The organism is Paenibacillus sp. FSL H7-0357 (assembly GCF_000758525.1).
GTDB lineage: Bacteria > Bacillota > Bacilli > Paenibacillales > Paenibacillaceae > Paenibacillus_AQ.
The window spans coordinates 2,692,666-2,709,137 of record NZ_CP009241.1 but is presented as its reverse complement, the minus strand read 5'-3'; the positions used below and the strand labels follow the sequence as shown (position 1 = coordinate 2,709,137).

Sequence of the window (16,472 nt, the reverse complement as noted above, 5' to 3'; positions counted from 1 at the left end):
TATAGCCCTTTTTTTCACACCAGGCAACCGCACTGAAGGCATCATAACCTTATTATCGTTGATCAATATATTGCCGGGCCGGAAATCCATATACACCACACAAGGACCATCCGTTTCTGGCAAGCTGCAAACCCCCTGATAGAATCCATCATTTTCCTCCCAAGGCATTAATAAGCCGCAATTCCCGGTTAACCGCCTCAACCATTGCTTTCGTGAAATCCGAATCAAAAAAAAGTCCTATGCCCTCAGGAATCGGCGCTGCGGTCTCATGATCAAAATCTGCAAAGTCACTGTCCTCCGGCAAATAATAACCCTGTTTCGCCCGGAGATCTTTCCAATCCACCACCGGTGGCTGCCCGGCCAAATCAACTACAAAGACCAATCCAATGCCCATATCCAGGTATAAATAATTATTGTGTCTACGCGGCAACTGCGGCTTAGCTGAATTCAATTCAAGCGTATATGATAATTCATTTTCGCCCATCCGCAGCACTACTACTTCGTTGCTGTCTGCATCCACGAGCATCGTAACATATGGGACAAATCCGGCAAGAAACCGCAGCAGGGCAGAATTCCGTAAGGAATCCTCAAACATCCAGCCGAACGGCATCAGACTGGATTCTCCCCCGGATTTGAAATAGAACTTCCTCAGCAGCGTTTGCAGTTCTTGCACATCTGGCGCATCATAGGGCGTAAGCAGCTTCAAATTCACAGGATAATGAATCAGTTGTCTCTTGCCTCCATGGTAATGGCTGCTCATATCCTTGTGACGGTACAAATCCTGTATTACGGGCAATATCCCGGTCTTCGTCTCCTCGAACAATATCTTCGATTCCGGTCTGAGCTGCTCCAGAAAAAGCGATTCTATTACACCTTCATGGCCGGCTTCCCTTACTACCGTAAAATGTGGCGCCACCTGCTCCATCAATATGGCTCTAAACTCTTCGTCCTGTACCGGGATTACCTGGGCGAAGGATTCGTCGTCCAACACACTCGAAGCAATGAAATATTGCCCGAGCACTGTCATCCCGGAAGGTGGCTTGTCCATCGTCAGTCTGTTCTTATAAAAACCAGTTAACATGTCCAATTCAAACCGCTCCTGCTTGGCGTTATATTCCAGCAAGCAACGGTCTTTGATCCACTCGTACATAGGACACTCCTCCAGTCTGAATACCAAGCTGATGCGGGTACAGGAAAAACATTACAATTCCAGTTTACTCTAATTTGCTTCCATATCATAACAAACAGCGCACACCGTCTTGCATCGGCGCACGCTGTTTAGACTATGTCACATCCATGGATCACCCCAGATTAGAATCTGGCGATGAAAAATTCACGGTCTGCAGGAACATTTCGGCTGACTACAGGATTTCCGTTGGCATCTCTTATTCTCAAAAGATACGGGACCGTTGTTAACGTAGTGATTGTGGGGAATCTGGCCACACCAAAATCATCAAAATCGGCTGTTGTTGTTACGCCTGCATTGGTCAAGCTAGCTGTCCATCCACTTGTATCTCTTGGTGCATTAGACAGATTCGTAGCAATTACGATAAATCTGTCGAGGCTTTGTCTAATTCTGCGTTTCTTTTTCACTGCGGATGCCTTTGCCTTGCGGGCCATAAGCGCTTTTTTTGCCATAAGCGCCCGTTTTGCCATAAGAGTCTTCTTGTCCACTGGCTTCATTTACTCTTCACCACTTTCTTATAGGATACACTATTAGATTCATTTCCCGTGCTCTCTGAAACTACAATGGCCTACTTGTATTAAAATGTGGTAGTGTCCTAGGTTCATAGATACGTACCCGCCGTATCTTACTGTGCATACACTGACTGAAGAGGTGATCACTGAGCAATGAACGCACAGCTATGGCTGCAGCAGCATGCCACCAAATTAAATCGGCCCCTGAAACTCAAAGTCCGGCAAACCTATGCCTCTGGCTACAAACCGGTGGCCGTTCCGGTAATTATTCAGTTTAAACGGCCAATCACATCCTCCCGTCTTCTTGCTTTACACAGACATATCGGCCCGCAGCCATTTATCGTAAGCCGCCGTCTGCCCCTGCTCAATGCCGTATCCTCACAGGTATCATTGAAATGTCTGGAACGCATATGCTGCTGGCATGGAGTTCACAAGGTCTATTTGGACGCAATCAAAACGACTTCATTAAATATAGCCACCCCGTCAATCGGAGCTTCAGCCGTTCGGCAAGCGGATGGGCTTACGGGCAAAGGAATCCATATCGCCATTCTCGATACCGGAGTATTCCCGCATCCGGATCTGACCCGGCCGGTGAACCGGATTATAGCCTTCAAGGATTTTATAAATCACCGGAAACAGCCCTATGACGACAATGGTCATGGCACGCATATCGCCGGCGATGCCGCAGGCAACGGCTGGGCAAGCCGGGGGAAATACAGAGGCCCGGCACCGGAAGCCGGAATTGTGGGCATTAAAGTATTGGATAAGAATGGTGATGGCTATGATTCCACGATTATTAAGGGGATTGAATGGTGTATTAAGCACCGGAAACGGTTGAAGCTGCGCATTCTTTCACTGTCCTTCGGCGGACCAGTGAATACTTCATGTGAGGACGACCTGCTCTGCCAAGCTGTAGAAAAAGCAGTCAAAGCCGGGCTCACCGTCGTGATTGCCGCCGGGAACAGCGGTCCAGGCCGGAGAACGATTGAGTCACCGGGCGTTAGCCCTTCGTCAATAACAGTTGGGGCTGTGGATGACCGCCGGACGCTGCCGCAAGGCGATGACCGAATCACCGATTTCTCCAGCCGCGGGCCGGCACCGGGAGGAAGGAAGAAGCCTGACATTGTAGCTCCTGGCGAAACGATCATCTCTCTGCGGTCTCCCGGCTCACAGTTAGCCCGCCAATATCCGTATTTGAGAATAGATAATCAGTATTTTGTCTTGTCCGGCACCAGCGTCTCGACGCCTATCGTCTCCGGCGCAGCCGCGTTGCTGCTGCAGCGTTCCCCTTCCCTCTCCCCCTTGCAGGTCAAAACAGCTTTAAAACGGAATGCTTTCCGTCTGGGTCTCCGTCCAAATACCGCAGGTAGCGGAGAAGTGAATGTCAGGTTTCTGCGGCGGTACGCAAAGGGCACGAGCTGAGCTCGTGCCCTTTCAATGCCTAGTTTTTCTTTTTCCACAGTAGCCTTAACCTTTTATACGTAATTCATGGTATATTCTGTTTTATTATAGTGTAGGGGAGTTGTGCTTGGTAATGACTGAAATGCTGCATCTGCATGGCTTTGATCATCAATTTGTAGATTACTCCGGGGTTACCCTCGATGAGCGCTACGCTGTCTTTTATGTCAGTGACGTTATGGATGAAGAGGCGGTCACCGAATCCGGGCCTTTTGCCGGAGTGCTCCGTTATGATCTTATCAACCATACCACGGACTTTGTCAGCTATGGCCATAAGCCCTATATCCTTAATTATTCGGACGCCGGGCGTTGGATTTATTATGCGTATTTGAGCTGGGAAGGCCGGACGGCCGTCTTGGCGATTCATCAGCTGGATTGCCGCAGCATGCAGGCCAAGGAGGTCTATATTCTTCGTTTGACGGATGAGCTGGCGGAAAGCACGGAGGTTTCGGCAATAAGCCGAATGGGATTATATGGTCTGAACAAACGTTATCTATTGGTTAGCCTGCCTGATCTGGACCCCTTCTCCAAAAAACGAAACTCCGGATTTACCGGATATCTGCTGATCGACGTCGAGCTTGGGCAAAGCTTCCCCGTTCCCGAGAGGATCGGGCCGAATGACCGGATCGTACATTTATCATACACCTCAGTCTTTGAACAGGATCATATCGAACAGCTTATGCTTGTGACGGGCCGGATTGGAGTCTCTGAGAAAAGAGCGGCATGGGATTACAGCCAATACGATATGCTCGAAGGTACAGCCATACAAAGTGTGGCCATTATTCCGCTGGAACAGTTCGTTCAGAATGTCCGCAATCACCTGCCAATCGACGAGACTTTTATTATTGACCAATGTGATCCGGCCCATGGGTATGCCGGCATCAGCCGGAGAGGATCTTCTCTTTTCCTATGCAAACAGCATTTTAGCGAGAACTCTTCAGAACTATGTACATACGGTCTAAAGGACAGGCAGATGGAAAGACGCGGACTTGATGAGTGTTATGACAATATTTATATCGGGGAAGATCTGAAAAAGTTTGGAATCAGAACATCGGAGCCTCTGGATCAGATTTATGATCTTGACAGCGGTGAGTTGTTGTACACGGCCAGCGATCAATATACGATGGCACGGATGATTAATTCCCGCTGTATGCGTACCCGCAAGTTCATCGCAGAACAGAATGGCCTATTGCTGCAGCTGATCGACATTTATACCTTGCAAGTCATTGGAACCGTTACCGGCCGCTGGGCATCCATCAGCTATATTCCTGAGGCTGGGGTATACCTTTGTTCTGAAAGGATATGACTCTGCAGAAATGCACAAGTATTTCATCCGGAAATCAGCATTAATTACAATTCCGGTAGAAGACTTGCTTGCGGTCTATCGTTTCCCTACAGGTCGAGAATAGGTACATTGCCATTCACCCAATTCAACTGGCTATCAATCATGAACTGAATCGACCAATGTTTGTCGGATGGGTACCAATCATGGAATGCAACAATAGATGCATATAGAGCTTCGATAGAATCTGCAGTTTTGAGCTCGATCACATTACTCATCAGGAGCATGAATTGATCCGGTTTATGCTCGGCCGCCTCCAGCTCCTTCAGTAACCACTTGTAGGAAGGGAACAGCTTCTCATTAAAGGCAAGGATCAGTCTTCCGGCAAACAGGACAACATTCGTCCGGGAATAATCCATCAGCAGCTGGTTATTCCTTTTCAAACCCTCGTAGTAATACCATTTCCAGGTTTCAAATTGTGCGTAGAATTTTTTGATATGGTCCTCCTTCTTCTCTATGGGATATCTGGAGGCCACCTGTATCCATTCTTCCAAACCCTCAACCTTGGAGTAGGAGAGGAACGTATCCTTGAAAGCAAATTTTGCAGGCTCGCTACCGTATTCGGCAACCTTGCGGATATAATCTACCGATACAACTTTCCCGTCCACATAGCCCCCTTCATAGGGACAGGACTCCGTTTCAAAAAAACCGAGTTCATTGGCTGCATATGCCTCTTGATAGTCTTCTTCAGAAAGCACAATCATAATATCAAGATCAGAGGTTTCGTTCGCGTATCCATGCGCGATGGAGCCTCCGATAATGATTCCCAAAATCTCCTCCCTGACCTTTAGCTTGGCGGTAATGGCATCAATGGCTTTTTGGTGATGTGTGTACATTTTGCGCGCACTCCTTTAGTTAATATAAATATAAATTAATTAATAATAATATTACTACTAATCCAAAAAAATCATAGCACACTCTTTGCATATTGCAACATTTTTTTGTATACATAGGAAAACAATGTGAACAGCAGAAAAAAGCCCGCCTGACACTTCACACAAGTGTTGGCGGGCAATGCATATTTATAGTTCAACAAGTGGAAACGGCTTCGCCTTCCTCAAAATAGCATAAAGCATATGAGTTCTTACATTTTCACAAATCCCGAGCCACTTCCCGGGCCCAGGCCAGCAGCCATTCGTCCTCGCCAAAGCTTCCGATGCACTGAAAACCGAGCGGCAATCCCTCAAGGCTTGCTGACGGAAGGCTGAGGGTCGGGCATCCGGCAAACCCCCATATGGCGGGCATTCCCGACCATCCGGTATTATTGTCCGCTACCTTCGGAGCGGTTCCGCCTTGGGCTGGAGACACCCAAATATCTATCCCTTCTTTCACCATCAGCGATTTCAGCTCTTCCCGCAGCACCCATTGCTTCCTGCGGTACCCGTCCAGTTCATCTTCTGCGATGGCTTTGCCTCTAAGAATAGCCTCTCTCACCGGAGGACCATAGAGCTCAGCATAATGCTCAAACCAGGATGCATGCCCGCGTGCCATCTCTCCTTCAATGAACCGCAGCATGCTGTCCCCGTAAATAAACTCATCTTCCCATGGCATGTCTGCATAACGGACCTGGTAACCCAACTGCTCAAGATGTTCGATTTGCGCAGTAAAGGTGGCTTTGACCTCCGGGCTCATCAGTTCCATGTACACTCCCCGCGGGATACCGAGTACAGGCTTCCGATCTACCTGGCGGGGGGTCCAGTCCGGAACAAGATGGGCTGCAGCCACTTCCATGCTTGGCAGATCCTGCGTGAAGATGCCTATCGTGTCAAATGAAGGCGACAGCAGAATCACTCCATCCAGCGGGACTCTTCCATAGCTGGGTTTGAATCCGGTCACTCCGCAAAAGGAAGCCGGTGCGATCACAGAGCGCAAGGTCTGGGTGCCTATTGCAAGGGGACATAGACCGGCGGCTACCGCTGCCGCAGATCCTGCGCTTGATCCGCCGGGCGTGTGCTCCGTGTTATGCGGATTCCGTGTAGCGATAGGCCCGTTGTAGGCAAATTCTTCGGTCACTGTCTTTCCGGCAATCAGCACTCCCAAGGCGCGAAGACGTCTTACCAATGAGCCTTCCTTATCCGTCAATACTTCTGGAGGAAGCGCGGAACCGGCACAAGTGGGTAAACCGTCGACATGCAACAGATCCTTTATGGCGACCGGGATTCCCCATAAAGCCAGTTTGTCTGCCATTGCAGCGGATGAAGCCAGCAAACGCTCCGCTTCAATGGCCAAACGCGCCTCCAGATGCACTTCCGGAACAAAGGCATGGATCTGTGGTTCAAGCTGGCGGACCCTTTGCAGATAAAGCTTTACCGCTTGCTGCAAAATAATATCCGGGTTTTCTTCAATACTGGGCAGGTCGGTTAAGGAGGAGTGGGCAAGTTGCACGGTATCATCTCCAAGGTCATTTTTATAATCTCGAATGATATACGGTGCCAAGTCCTATAAGTTACATAAATTCCCTATCCATCAACTGTCGCTCTTTCCCGCCTTGCCATATTCACTCAGCTTCTCATTCAGCCGTTTGGCTTCTTTCAGTCCGTCAATATGCATCATGGCATACACCATTCCTTTGACCACAAGAATCACAAGGACGAAAGCAACCAGAATCTCTCTATCCATCACCTGACTGGAGCTGAAAAACCACAGCCATGCGATGACAAAAACATCCGCTAGCACAAAACAAATGTAGAAGCTGATCCTTTGCGCTCTTTTCCCCAGTTCAGGGGTATCAATCAATGCGTATTTAAAGGAAGTAAAGGCTGAAGCGGCTAATATAATTTGCCAGAGCAGGGAGGGTTTCATCATTTCTGTAGAAGATAAGGTCAACACTAACGCGGTTAAGACAAATAAACAGCCGCAGGCGATTAGAAAATCCTTTGCGATGCGTGAGACATAGCTGCTGACTTTCATCGAAAAGCCTCCTTAGAATCCTAATTTTTTCTTGAGTACAGGCACATATTGCCTGGAAATGTACACCTTTTCGCCATTCTGCAGCAGTGCCTCAAATTTCCCGTACAGGATCGGGCTGACCGATTTGATTTTGGCAATATTAAGAATGGTTGACTTGGATGCCCTGAAAAAATCGCCCTGCTCATAATCGGCCTCAAGCTCATACAGTTTAAGGCGAGACTCATACACCTTCTCCCGGCAATAAATAAACACCTTGTTGTCCACCGCCTCGAAATAAAACACATCCCCCGGACTTATCACATGCATTTGCATACCGGTCAGGCCAATCAGCTTTTTGGAGTTTGATTTAATGGAGTAAATAAGCCTTAACAACGCGTCGTCAGGTTCATTGCACCTGAGGATAATTTCCGGCTCGCTGCCTTCCGGAATATCCTCAATCGTAATCTTCACCTTGCATCGCCCCTCCCGCACTTCTGCTTACAGTCACAGTATATTTTTCCGGCACTCTTTATTCAATGGGTGTGAAGCAAGCTGCGAATTTAGAACGATAAGCTGCACAAACAGCTGTTTAAGTCAGAGGAGATTAGCTTGCGAATACTGCGTGAATTCCATCAAACAGTTTGTTCATTGCAGAAGAAAGATGATATTATGACCCTGAACCCCCAATGAAATGAATTGGAGTGAAATCATGATCAACATACTGGTGGTAGAAGATGAAAAGCATGTAAGAAGACTTCTTGAAGCTGTTCTAAAACGCGAAGGATATTCTGTTGTTACTGCCGAAGACGGAGTTAAAGCATTGGAGGTCCTTGATTCACAGCATATTGATCTAATCCTTCTGGACATCATGATGCCTAATATGGATGGTTATGAATTCGCAAAGGAAGTAAGGGATGCCAATAGCTTGATCCCCATACTTATGGCTACAGCCAAACAGCTCCCTGAAGATAAGAAGAAGGGGTTCCGGCTTGGAACCGATGATTATATGACCAAGCCTATTGATACCGAAGAAATGCTTCTCAGAATCCAAGCTCTGCTCCGCCGTTCCCAAATTGCAAGTGCCCGTAAACTGGCAGTGGGTAAAGTCGTACTTGATTATGACGCCTTGACGGTAACCCGGGAGGATGAGAAGCAGACCCTTCCGCAAAAAGAATTTTATTTGTTGTATAAGCTATTATCCTATCCAGAGCGGATTTTCACCCGAATCCAGCTCATGGATGAAATATGGGGCATGGAAAATGAAAGTACGGATACAACCGTCAATGTTCACATCAATCGGCTGCGGAAACGGTTTGAAGCTTATCCGGAGTTTGAACTGGTTTCTGTTCGGGGTCTGGGATACAAGGCGGTGAGAACACCATGAGCAAAATGAGTAACAAACTCAGCAGCAGAATCTCTCTGCCCCTCTATTTCTCTCTTGCCGTATTCGTCATCTTTCTCATTACTGTAGTGATTACCGGGCTGCTGTTCTATCTTGCGAATGTTTTTGGTCTGTTAAATGAAAAAATTGCCCAAGATGGCACCTTGCTTCCCGTAATGACATTAATCGCCTGCACAATAATCGGTACATCGATATCGGCTGTCACAAGCCGGAAAATGGTAAAATCCATCCGTATGTTTATAGAAGCCACGGACAGGCTTGCCAAAGGTGACTTTTCCATGCGTCTTCAGCTCAAAAGTCCTCCGGAATTTAAAATTCTTTCGGAGAATTTTAACCGGATGGCCGAAGAGCTTGGGGGAATCGAAATTCTGCGAACCGATTTTATCAATAATTTCTCCCATGAATTCAAAACCCCCATTGTCTCGATCAAAGGATTTGCCGAAGTGCTCAAGCATGATGATCTTAGCAAAGAGGAACGGGATGAATATCTAGACATTGTTATTGAGGAATCAGCTAGACTAGCCTCCCTCGCCTCGAATGTTCTTGAGCTTTCAAAAATTGCGGCGCAGACGATTTTAACGAACAAAGCACGGTTTAATGTTGGAGAGCAGATTCGCCAATCTGTGCTGCTGCTTGCTGCCAAATTGGAGAAGAAGAATATGTCACTGAATGTTAACGTTCAGGATTACAATATCTCTGGAAACAAAGAGCTGTTGAATCAAGTCTGGCTGAATTTGTTGGATAACGCGATCAAGTTCACACCTGACAAAGGCCTAATTGAAGTTGACATGAAGCAAAATGAAAATACCATTGTCATTCTGTTCCGCGACAACGGTTCCGGGATTAGTCCGGAAGGTCTTCCCAAGATTTTCGATAAATTTTATCAGCAGGATACTTCCCACTCGACTGCTGGCAATGGTCTTGGATTAGCGATCGTGAACCAAATTATTCATCTGCATGAAGGAACGATTGCCTGCAGCAGCACCCCCTCACAAGGTACCACGTTTACAATTACAATACCGAATGGACTTTGACTCTAGTCTTGAAAGAACTGAATGGTTCTTTCAGGGCTTTTATTTTTTTCAGAAAAGTTAATTTTCAGTTTATCTTGTTTCGTTATCATGGATGCAACACCACATAAAGGAGTCAGAGATATGGTCACTATACTTAAATACTTGAAACCGAAGGAATGGGCTCTAGTCGGGTTTAGCCTCCTCTTCATTGTTGCACAGGTATGGCTGGATTTGGAATTGCCCGGTTATATGAGCGATATTACCCGTCTTATACAGACACCGGGAAGTGAAATGAGCGAAATCATTACAGCCGGAGTCTGGATGCTGCTCTGTGCCCTCGGCAGCTTAGCCACCTCCATTATTGTGGCAGGCATTGCCGCCAGAACCGCGGCTAACTTCTCTTCAAGATTACGCTCCAAATTGTTCGATAAGGTACAGTCCTTCTCCATGGAAGAAATCAACAACTTTTCTACAGCCAGTCTAATTACCCGGTCAACGAATGACATAACGCAAGTGCAGATGCTGATTGTCATTGGTCTGCAGCTGCTGTTGAAGGCTCCTATCCTGGCAGTCTGGGCGATGCTCAAGATCACTGGCAAAAGTTGGCAGTGGTCGCTCTCTACCGGTGTCGCTATTGGCGTGTTAATCCTGATTGTCGGCATATGTATCGTGCTCGTGCTGCCGAAATTCCAAAGATTGCAGCAACTGACGGACAACCTTAATCGTGTTGCAAGAGAGAACCTTACCGGACTGCGTGTTATTCGCGCGTATAATGCGGAAAGTTATCAGGAAGATAAATTTGGAGCAGCCAATAACGAGCTTACCCGGACGAATCTCTTCGCTAACAATGTATTGTCCATGCTGATGCCGAGTATTTCTCTCATTATGAGCGGTTTAAGTCTATCTATCTATTGGGTAGGTGCTGTGTTGATTCAGAATGCCGATGGTGCCGCGAAGATGGGCTTATTCTCCGATATGATTGTCTTCTCATCCTATGCGATGCAGGTGGTTATGGCGTTCATGATGTTGATCATGATTTTTATTTTAATGCCCCGCGCCCATGTCTCTGCCAAACGAATCAACGAAGTGCTGGATACTAAACCAAGCTTACAGAACGGATCGCTTACTTCCTCCAAGGCAGATCGGGTTGGCGAAGTCGAATTTAGAAATGTCAGCTTCAAATATCCTGATGCAGAGGATTATGTTGTAGAGGACATCAGTTTTACGGCAAAAAGAGGAGAAACCGTGGCATTTATCGGTTCAACCGGATGCGGAAAAAGTACCGTTGTTAACCTGATCCCCCGCTTTTATGATGCTACAGCAGGTGAGGTGCTGGTGGATGGTATCAATGTCAACCAATACGAGCAAAGTGCGCTGCGAAACAAAATAGGATATGTATCCCAAAAAGCGATTTTGTTTGGCGGTACGGTAAGCTCCAACGTTGCTTTTGGTGATAACGGAAGTAATCTTGCATCTGATGTCGTTGATGCCGTTTATACCTCTCAAGCTTCGGATTTTGTAGAAAAGATGGACGGCAGCTACGAGGCCCATGTCGCCCAAGGCGGTTCGAACCTGTCCGGCGGGCAAAAACAGCGTCTGTCCATTGCCCGGGCCATTGCGCGCCGTCCTGAAATATTGATCTTCGACGATTCCTTCTCAGCCCTTGATTATAAGACAGACCGCAAATTGCGCAGTGAGCTGAAGAAAGAAGCCCGCGGCACTACGATGCTGATTGTTGCCCAACGAATCGGCACAATTAAAGACGCGGACAAAATTATTGTACTGGAAGCTGGACGTGTGGCAGGCATGGGGACACATGATGAATTAATGCAGTCCTGCAGTATCTACCAAGAAATTGCCTACTCACAACTTTCCAAGGAGGAGCTGGCCTAATGAACAAGAGCAAAGAGCAACTCAACACCTGGAGCAAACTTCTCCGCTATGGCAGAAAATATATTCCCGTAGTTCTTATTGCAATTATCAGCGCAGCAATCGGCACGGTACTGACTTTGCTCGGGCCGGATAAGCTTTCAGAGATAACAGACTTGATCACCGAGGGCATCGTCACCGGTATTGATATGGAAGCCGTAACTTCCATTGGACTCTTCCTTGTATTTATCTATCTCCTTAGCTCTGTATTGTCTTTGGCACAAGGATTAATCATGTCCGTAGTTACACAGAAGGTTTCCAAAAGCTTAAGAACCGATCTCTCCCGCAAAATGAACAGGCTTCCGATCTCTTATTATAATAAATCTACAACCGGTGACATCCTGTCCCGGGTGACTAACGACGTGGATACCATCGGGCAAGCCTTAAATCAAAGTGTCGGCACACTGGTCACCGCCCTCGCCCTGTTTGTCGGGTCTCTCATCATGATGTTTAAAACAAATGTGATCATGACCATTACAGCGATTGTTGCCACCGTAATTGGCTTTGGTCTCATGGCGGCAATTATGAAAAAATCTCAAAAGTATTTTCAAAGCCAGCAAGAATATTTAGGAAAAATCAATGGCCATGTGGAGGAAGTCTATTCCGGACATACTGTAGTGAAGGCCTACAATGGCGAATCGCAAATGCGGAGTACATTCGAATCTCTGAATATGAATCTTAAAGATAGCGCATTTAAAGCACAGTTCCTCTCCGGTCTCATGATGCCGATTATGATGTTTATAGGCAATCTGGGGTTTGTGGCCGTTTGTGTCGCAGGTGCTATACTTGCTATGAACGGAACGATATCCTTTGGGGTTATTGTGGCCTTCATCCTGTATGTCCGTTATTTTACACAGCCGCTGTCACAGATTGCGCAAGCCGCACAAAGTCTGCAGTCGGCGTCTGCCGCAAGCAAACGTGTCTTTGAATTCCTGGATGCCGAAGAAATGGACAATGAGAGTCACAAGGAAGGACATCTTGAAACCGCTGCGGGCAAAGTGAAATTTGAGCATGTGCAATTTGCTTATGACAATTCAGACAAGCTTGTTATTAAAGATTTCTCTGCAGAGGTTAAGCCTGGACAAAAAGTCGCTATAGTCGGTCCTACCGGCGCAGGTAAAACAACGCTTGTAAACCTTCTAATCCGGTTTAATAAATTAATGGGCGGGGAAATTTATATTGATGATACCCCGATCAGCAGTTTGACCAGAGAAAACATCCATGATTTATTCTGTATGGTTCTGCAGGATACCTGGCTTTTTGAGGGCACTATCAGGGAAAACCTAGTGTACAACAAAACGGGTGTAACCGATAAAGAAATCGAAGAGGCTTGTAAGTCAGTGGGCTTGCACCATTTCATACAGACCTTGAGTGCCGGATATGATACCGTGCTCAACGATAAAGTCAATTTATCTACCGGGCAAAAGCAACAGCTTACGATCGCCCGCGCGATGCTTAAGGACGCGCCGATGCTCATCCTTGATGAAGCAACAAGCTCGGTCGATACAAGAACAGAGCTGTTGATTCAGCAGGCGATGGATAAGCTCATGGAAGGAAGAACCTCCTTCGTGATTGCACATAGGCTCTCAACAATTAAGAATGCCGATGTGATTCTGGTTCTGAAGGATGGCGATATCTTGGAAAGCGGCAGCCATCATGAACTGCTTGCCAAAAATGGCTTCTATGCGGAGCTTTACAATAGCCAATTCGAACAAGCATCTTAATCCGGTTACAAAGAACAAAATGACACCAACCTCTAATAAGCTTGCTAATTTGAGGTTAGTGTTATGCAAAAAAGCCGCATACCCCACAGATCGCGGGGTATGCGGCTTTGATTGTTGTGCCAAGCTTTATTTTTCACTCTTGATCGTAAAGCTGCGCACCTTCATCCATTTCCCTGCAACGAATTCATCAATGGTCCCTGTTTTTGTTCTGACACAAAATTTGTGCTGTGTTCCTTTGTCAAAGCCCGTGGCCTCAAAGAGCAAATCATCGCCTGCCGGACCTTTATAATAGACCTGCTTCAGGCCAAGCCTGCTGAGCAGTTCCAGCTTTACACTCTCAATAAACGAACGTGAAATCTCAGTTGACATCCAGGTTCCTCCTGCGGTATTCTCTACTTTTCTTTGGATCTGACCAGCTCCGGGAAAGCTGTGTCTTCTTAGAGGATAACGCAAAAACGCCTCAATTACACTTTAAATTTCAAAAAATGCTGTAATAAGCAAACCGATTCTTATTCAGGAGAGTATCCCTTCCTTTAATACTGCTTAGCTAAGATTTCATCAATTCGGGCCGCCTCCTGCGCGTCCGCTGCAATCAGCAGATCATGGACCGCCTGGTCCTGGCCTCCATTCTTTTTCAGTGCAGCCAGATACCAGCGGGCGATCTCGCGGTTAGTAACATCCGCATAATCTGCACTTAAGGCCTGCTTTAAGATATCCGTAGCTTCCTGTACTTCACCCATCATAAACTTGATCTTACCCGCGTTCAGGGCGATGAGCGGGGTTACAGAGAATGGATTTCCTTGCAGCTGTTCGGGTGGCAGTGTTTTCAGATGCTCCACACCGGCAGTCACATGATCGTAGGCTTGAAGTCCAATTGTGAAATATTCTTGTTTAGCTGCATCGTCCTTTAAGTTAAGGGCTTGCTCTCCCTGCATAAGGGAGCGGCTGATCAGCGTACTGTACCAATCGATATCCCAATTATACTTGCTGGCATTATCGTGGTAGACCTTGAGGGCAAGGTCGCTTTGATTTTTAAGATCATAATAAGAAACCAACTGTTTCAGTAATTCTTTATCGTAAGGCTCTCTCTTTAGCGCAGTCGTCAGCAAGGTGTGCGACTCCTCCAGAAATTGTTCGTTCTGCGTCTGGGAATACACCTGCTGATCCAGTGAAGACAGATAGATCGTCGACTCCGGATGGCCTGGGCGTATCTTCAGCGCCTTGACCAGCGGAGCTTTGAGCTCATCATAGGATTGGCTCACACTGAACAACTGCCGGGCTTTATTGCCGACATTGTTGGAGCTGATATAGTTAATGGACAGAACCAGCATGAACACCGCCCCTGCCGTAAGGATTGCAAGGTACCCGTAACGCACCCCTGCCTTGTTCCAGTTCCGGCGCAGCGGTTTGCTGTCCATCACCACTGCCATTCCTGCCAGGCCCAGAAAAACCAGAATTCCCATAAACGCATAGCTCATATTGAAATCCAGCAGGCTGTGAACAAGAATAGATAATGCAATAATCAGATAAAAGAAACCGTTGCTGAATTCATCCTGCTTCCTTGCCGCATACCCGCGAATATACTTATAAAAAATAAAGAGAATGAAACTCATAAACACAACAAATCCGACTATCCCCACCTCAATCAGATACTGCAGGAAAAAATTATGCACTTGGTGGCTGACATAGGGATTATTCTGATATTGCCCGAACACTGCCTGCCAGCCGTCACCTCCGATCCCAAGAACCGGATTATCCTTAATAACCTTCACAGCATCCTTATAAAAGGTAATCCGCTCCAAAACACTATGCTGTTTGAAGTTAATATTCTCCAGCCGGACTTCAATATGATCCGGAAGAATACTCCGTACGCCTGTACCGATCAGCAGAAAGGCAATAATACCGACAAGCGCTACCGAACCCAGCGGAATCCACATTCCATTCAGTTTCCGGGAGTTCTCGCCGTCCAGCTTGCCCCGGAGCCATGGAGCCAGGTAACGCTGCACTGCCCAGCTTAATCCGGCTGTGAGGAGCGAAGCCCCGAGCAAGTAGCTCCAGCCCTTTAAGGCCGATGATGACGTGAAATCCGTATTGAGGCTGATTCCCAGATTAGTGACGGGTGACGCAATAATTAAAGATGCCAATCCGGAAATTCCAAGATGAATGATCCATAGAATCTGCTGCACAGACTTCAGGAATAACAACAGCAATATAAATACTACCGGCATCATGACAAGCCCGCCGCGTGACAGCGTGAGCAGCATGGAAACGATAATCGGGACGAGCATGAACCCGTGTATCAGCCAGCCGTACCCCTTCTTGGAGCGGACCAGTGCAAACAGAGCAACAAACAGAAAGGCCATTAAGAAGGCTGCATACGTATTGGCATACTGAAATATCGAGGTCAAGCGCAAACCGTTGGAATCGGTTATCAATGCACCATTGTAAGTTCCATTGACCACTTCATTCGTGAACCAGCCTACCAGACTGCCCGCTAACTTCCCGCTCCCTAACCAATTGAGCAGGCCAAACCATACAATGATATAAGCAATACTCAAGATGGCCTGCTGTACCGCTAAGTTCACCTGCTTTTGCTTTAACAGGTAGAAGGAGATTATAAAGACGGCAGCGTACATAGTCTGAATAAACAGCATGTTCATCGCTGAGAAATGCGAAACAGCTACAAACAGTGTGAGCGCGTAAATGATCGGCAACATAAATGCAGCCAGGACAAGCAAGTCACTTTGCTCCTGCAGCTTGAATTTTTTATAATTCAAACCTACCCAGCCAAACAGCATAAGACAGCATAATAGAGCAGACACAAAGAGAGGTTTCTCGAATATGAGCTGCTGACTGTTAAACAATCCCCTCTGAAATGGCGCCCACCCCAGAAAAAGGATAAAAGCGGCAGCCAGCAGCCATACCACTCCTGTTGATCTGTCGTTATGATTCAGCTGCACAGCGTTTTTTCCATACACAGGTTTCGACACAAGTTATAACCTCCACACTTACTAGAT

14 protein-coding genes are annotated in these 16,472 nt (G+C 47.0%); 6 read left to right on the top strand and 8 right to left on the bottom strand.

Features of this window, described 5'->3' with window-relative positions:
• Positions 1-148: 148 nt before the first annotated feature.
• Complete coding sequence (locus H70357_RS11675) at positions 149-1,150, bottom strand: hypothetical protein (protein WP_038589346.1); 1,002 nt, start codon at positions 1,148-1,150, stop codon at positions 149-151.
• 161 nt (positions 1,151-1,311) lie between these two features.
• Positions 1,312-1,683 carry a hypothetical protein gene (locus tag H70357_RS11670; protein ID WP_052091984.1) on the bottom strand — a complete coding sequence of 124 codons (372 nt, stop codon included), beginning with the start codon at positions 1,681-1,683 and terminating at the stop codon, positions 1,312-1,314.
• Between the two features lie 168 nt (positions 1,684-1,851).
• On the opposite strand from H70357_RS11670, the gene H70357_RS11665 reads away from it, so the two are divergent.
• Both H70357_RS11665 and H70357_RS11660 read left to right on the top strand, forming a co-directional pair.
• A complete protein-coding gene (locus H70357_RS11665) occupies positions 1,852-3,120 on the top strand; it encodes a S8 family peptidase (RefSeq protein ID WP_038589343.1) in 1,269 nt (422 codons plus the stop codon).
• A 112-nt stretch (positions 3,121-3,232) separates the two neighbouring features.
• Complete coding sequence (locus H70357_RS11660) at positions 3,233-4,462, top strand: hypothetical protein (RefSeq protein WP_038589340.1); 1,230 nt, start codon at positions 3,233-3,235, stop codon at positions 4,460-4,462.
• Positions 4,463-4,548: 86 nt separating this feature from the next.
• On the opposite strand, the gene H70357_RS11655 is transcribed toward H70357_RS11660, so the two are convergent.
• The 4 genes from H70357_RS11655 to H70357_RS11640 form a co-directional block, all read right to left on the bottom strand.
• Positions 4,549-5,334 (bottom strand): nucleotidyltransferase domain-containing protein, encoded by a 786-nt coding sequence (locus tag H70357_RS11655; protein WP_038589337.1) that lies wholly within the window; start codon positions 5,332-5,334, stop codon positions 4,549-4,551.
• A gap of 256 nt (positions 5,335-5,590) precedes the next feature.
• Entirely contained in the window at positions 5,591-6,883 is a 1,293-nt protein-coding gene (locus H70357_RS11650) for an amidase (protein WP_052091983.1), read from the bottom strand.
• A gap of 81 nt (positions 6,884-6,964) precedes the next feature.
• Positions 6,965-7,408, bottom strand: coding sequence for a hypothetical protein (locus tag H70357_RS11645; RefSeq protein ID WP_038589334.1), 444 nt, complete (start codon positions 7,406-7,408; stop codon positions 6,965-6,967).
• Between the two features lie 12 nt (positions 7,409-7,420).
• Positions 7,421-7,858 (bottom strand): LytTR family DNA-binding domain-containing protein, encoded by a 438-nt coding sequence (locus tag H70357_RS11640; RefSeq protein ID WP_038589331.1) that lies wholly within the window; start codon positions 7,856-7,858, stop codon positions 7,421-7,423.
• Between the two features lie 238 nt (positions 7,859-8,096).
• Here H70357_RS11640 and H70357_RS11635 point away from each other — a divergent pair, with 238 nt between their 5' ends.
• The 4 genes from H70357_RS11635 to H70357_RS11620 all read left to right on the top strand — a co-directional run bounded on the left by H70357_RS11635 (position 8,097) and on the right by H70357_RS11620 (position 13,455).
• Positions 8,097-8,771 carry a response regulator transcription factor gene (locus H70357_RS11635; RefSeq protein ID WP_038589328.1) on the top strand — a complete coding sequence of 225 codons (675 nt, stop codon included), beginning with the start codon at positions 8,097-8,099 and terminating at the stop codon, positions 8,769-8,771.
• A complete protein-coding gene (locus H70357_RS11630; protein ID WP_038589325.1) occupies positions 8,768-9,823 on the top strand; it encodes a HAMP domain-containing sensor histidine kinase in 1,056 nt (351 codons plus the stop codon). Before H70357_RS11635 ends, H70357_RS11630 begins: the two co-directional genes overlap by 4 nt.
• Before the next feature lie 120 nt (positions 9,824-9,943).
• Entirely contained in the window at positions 9,944-11,695 is a 1,752-nt protein-coding gene (locus tag H70357_RS11625) for an ABC transporter ATP-binding protein (protein ID WP_038589321.1), read from the top strand.
• Positions 11,695-13,455 (top strand): ABC transporter ATP-binding protein, encoded by a 1,761-nt coding sequence (locus H70357_RS11620; protein WP_038589319.1) that lies wholly within the window; start codon positions 11,695-11,697, stop codon positions 13,453-13,455. The genes H70357_RS11625 and H70357_RS11620 overlap by 1 nt, the downstream gene beginning before the upstream one ends.
• Before the next feature lie 126 nt (positions 13,456-13,581).
• Here H70357_RS11620 and H70357_RS11615 read toward each other — a convergent pair whose 3' ends face one another.
• Together H70357_RS11615 and H70357_RS11610 are read right to left on the bottom strand one after the other, a co-directional pair.
• Positions 13,582-13,824: a hypothetical protein gene (locus tag H70357_RS11615; protein WP_038589316.1), complete on the bottom strand. Its 243-nt coding sequence runs from the start codon at positions 13,822-13,824 to the stop codon at positions 13,582-13,584.
• A 164-nt stretch (positions 13,825-13,988) separates the two neighbouring features.
• Positions 13,989-16,445, bottom strand: coding sequence for an O-antigen ligase family protein (locus tag H70357_RS11610; RefSeq protein WP_038589313.1), 2,457 nt, complete (start codon positions 16,443-16,445; stop codon positions 13,989-13,991).
• Between the last annotated feature and the right edge of the window lie 27 nt (positions 16,446-16,472).

What these genes read in the sequence shown, in the direction of transcription:
- H70357_RS11675 (WP_038589346.1), bottom strand. Translation starts at nt 1,150, where the DNA reads ATGTACGAGTGGATCAAAGACCGTTGCTTGCTGGAATATAACGCCAAG.
- H70357_RS11670 (WP_052091984.1), bottom strand. Translation starts at nt 1,683, where the DNA reads ATGAAGCCAGTGGACAAGAAGACTCTTATGGCAAAACGGGCGCTTATG.
- H70357_RS11665 (WP_038589343.1), top strand. Translation starts at nt 1,852, where the DNA reads ATGAACGCACAGCTATGGCTGCAGCAGCATGCCACCAAATTAAATCGG.
- H70357_RS11660 (WP_038589340.1), top strand. Translation starts at nt 3,233, where the DNA reads ATGACTGAAATGCTGCATCTGCATGGCTTTGATCATCAATTTGTAGAT.
- H70357_RS11655 (WP_038589337.1), bottom strand. Translation starts at nt 5,334, where the DNA reads ATGTACACACATCACCAAAAAGCCATTGATGCCATTACCGCCAAGCTA.
- H70357_RS11645 (WP_038589334.1), bottom strand. Translation starts at nt 7,408, where the DNA reads ATGAAAGTCAGCAGCTATGTCTCACGCATCGCAAAGGATTTTCTAATC.
- H70357_RS11635 (WP_038589328.1), top strand. Translation starts at nt 8,097, where the DNA reads ATGATCAACATACTGGTGGTAGAAGATGAAAAGCATGTAAGAAGACTT.
- H70357_RS11630 (WP_038589325.1), top strand. Translation starts at nt 8,768, where the DNA reads ATGAGCAAAATGAGTAACAAACTCAGCAGCAGAATCTCTCTGCCCCTC.
- H70357_RS11625 (WP_038589321.1), top strand. Translation starts at nt 9,944, where the DNA reads ATGGTCACTATACTTAAATACTTGAAACCGAAGGAATGGGCTCTAGTC.
- H70357_RS11620 (WP_038589319.1), top strand. Translation starts at nt 11,695, where the DNA reads ATGAACAAGAGCAAAGAGCAACTCAACACCTGGAGCAAACTTCTCCGC.
- H70357_RS11615 (WP_038589316.1), bottom strand. Translation starts at nt 13,824, where the DNA reads ATGTCAACTGAGATTTCACGTTCGTTTATTGAGAGTGTAAAGCTGGAA.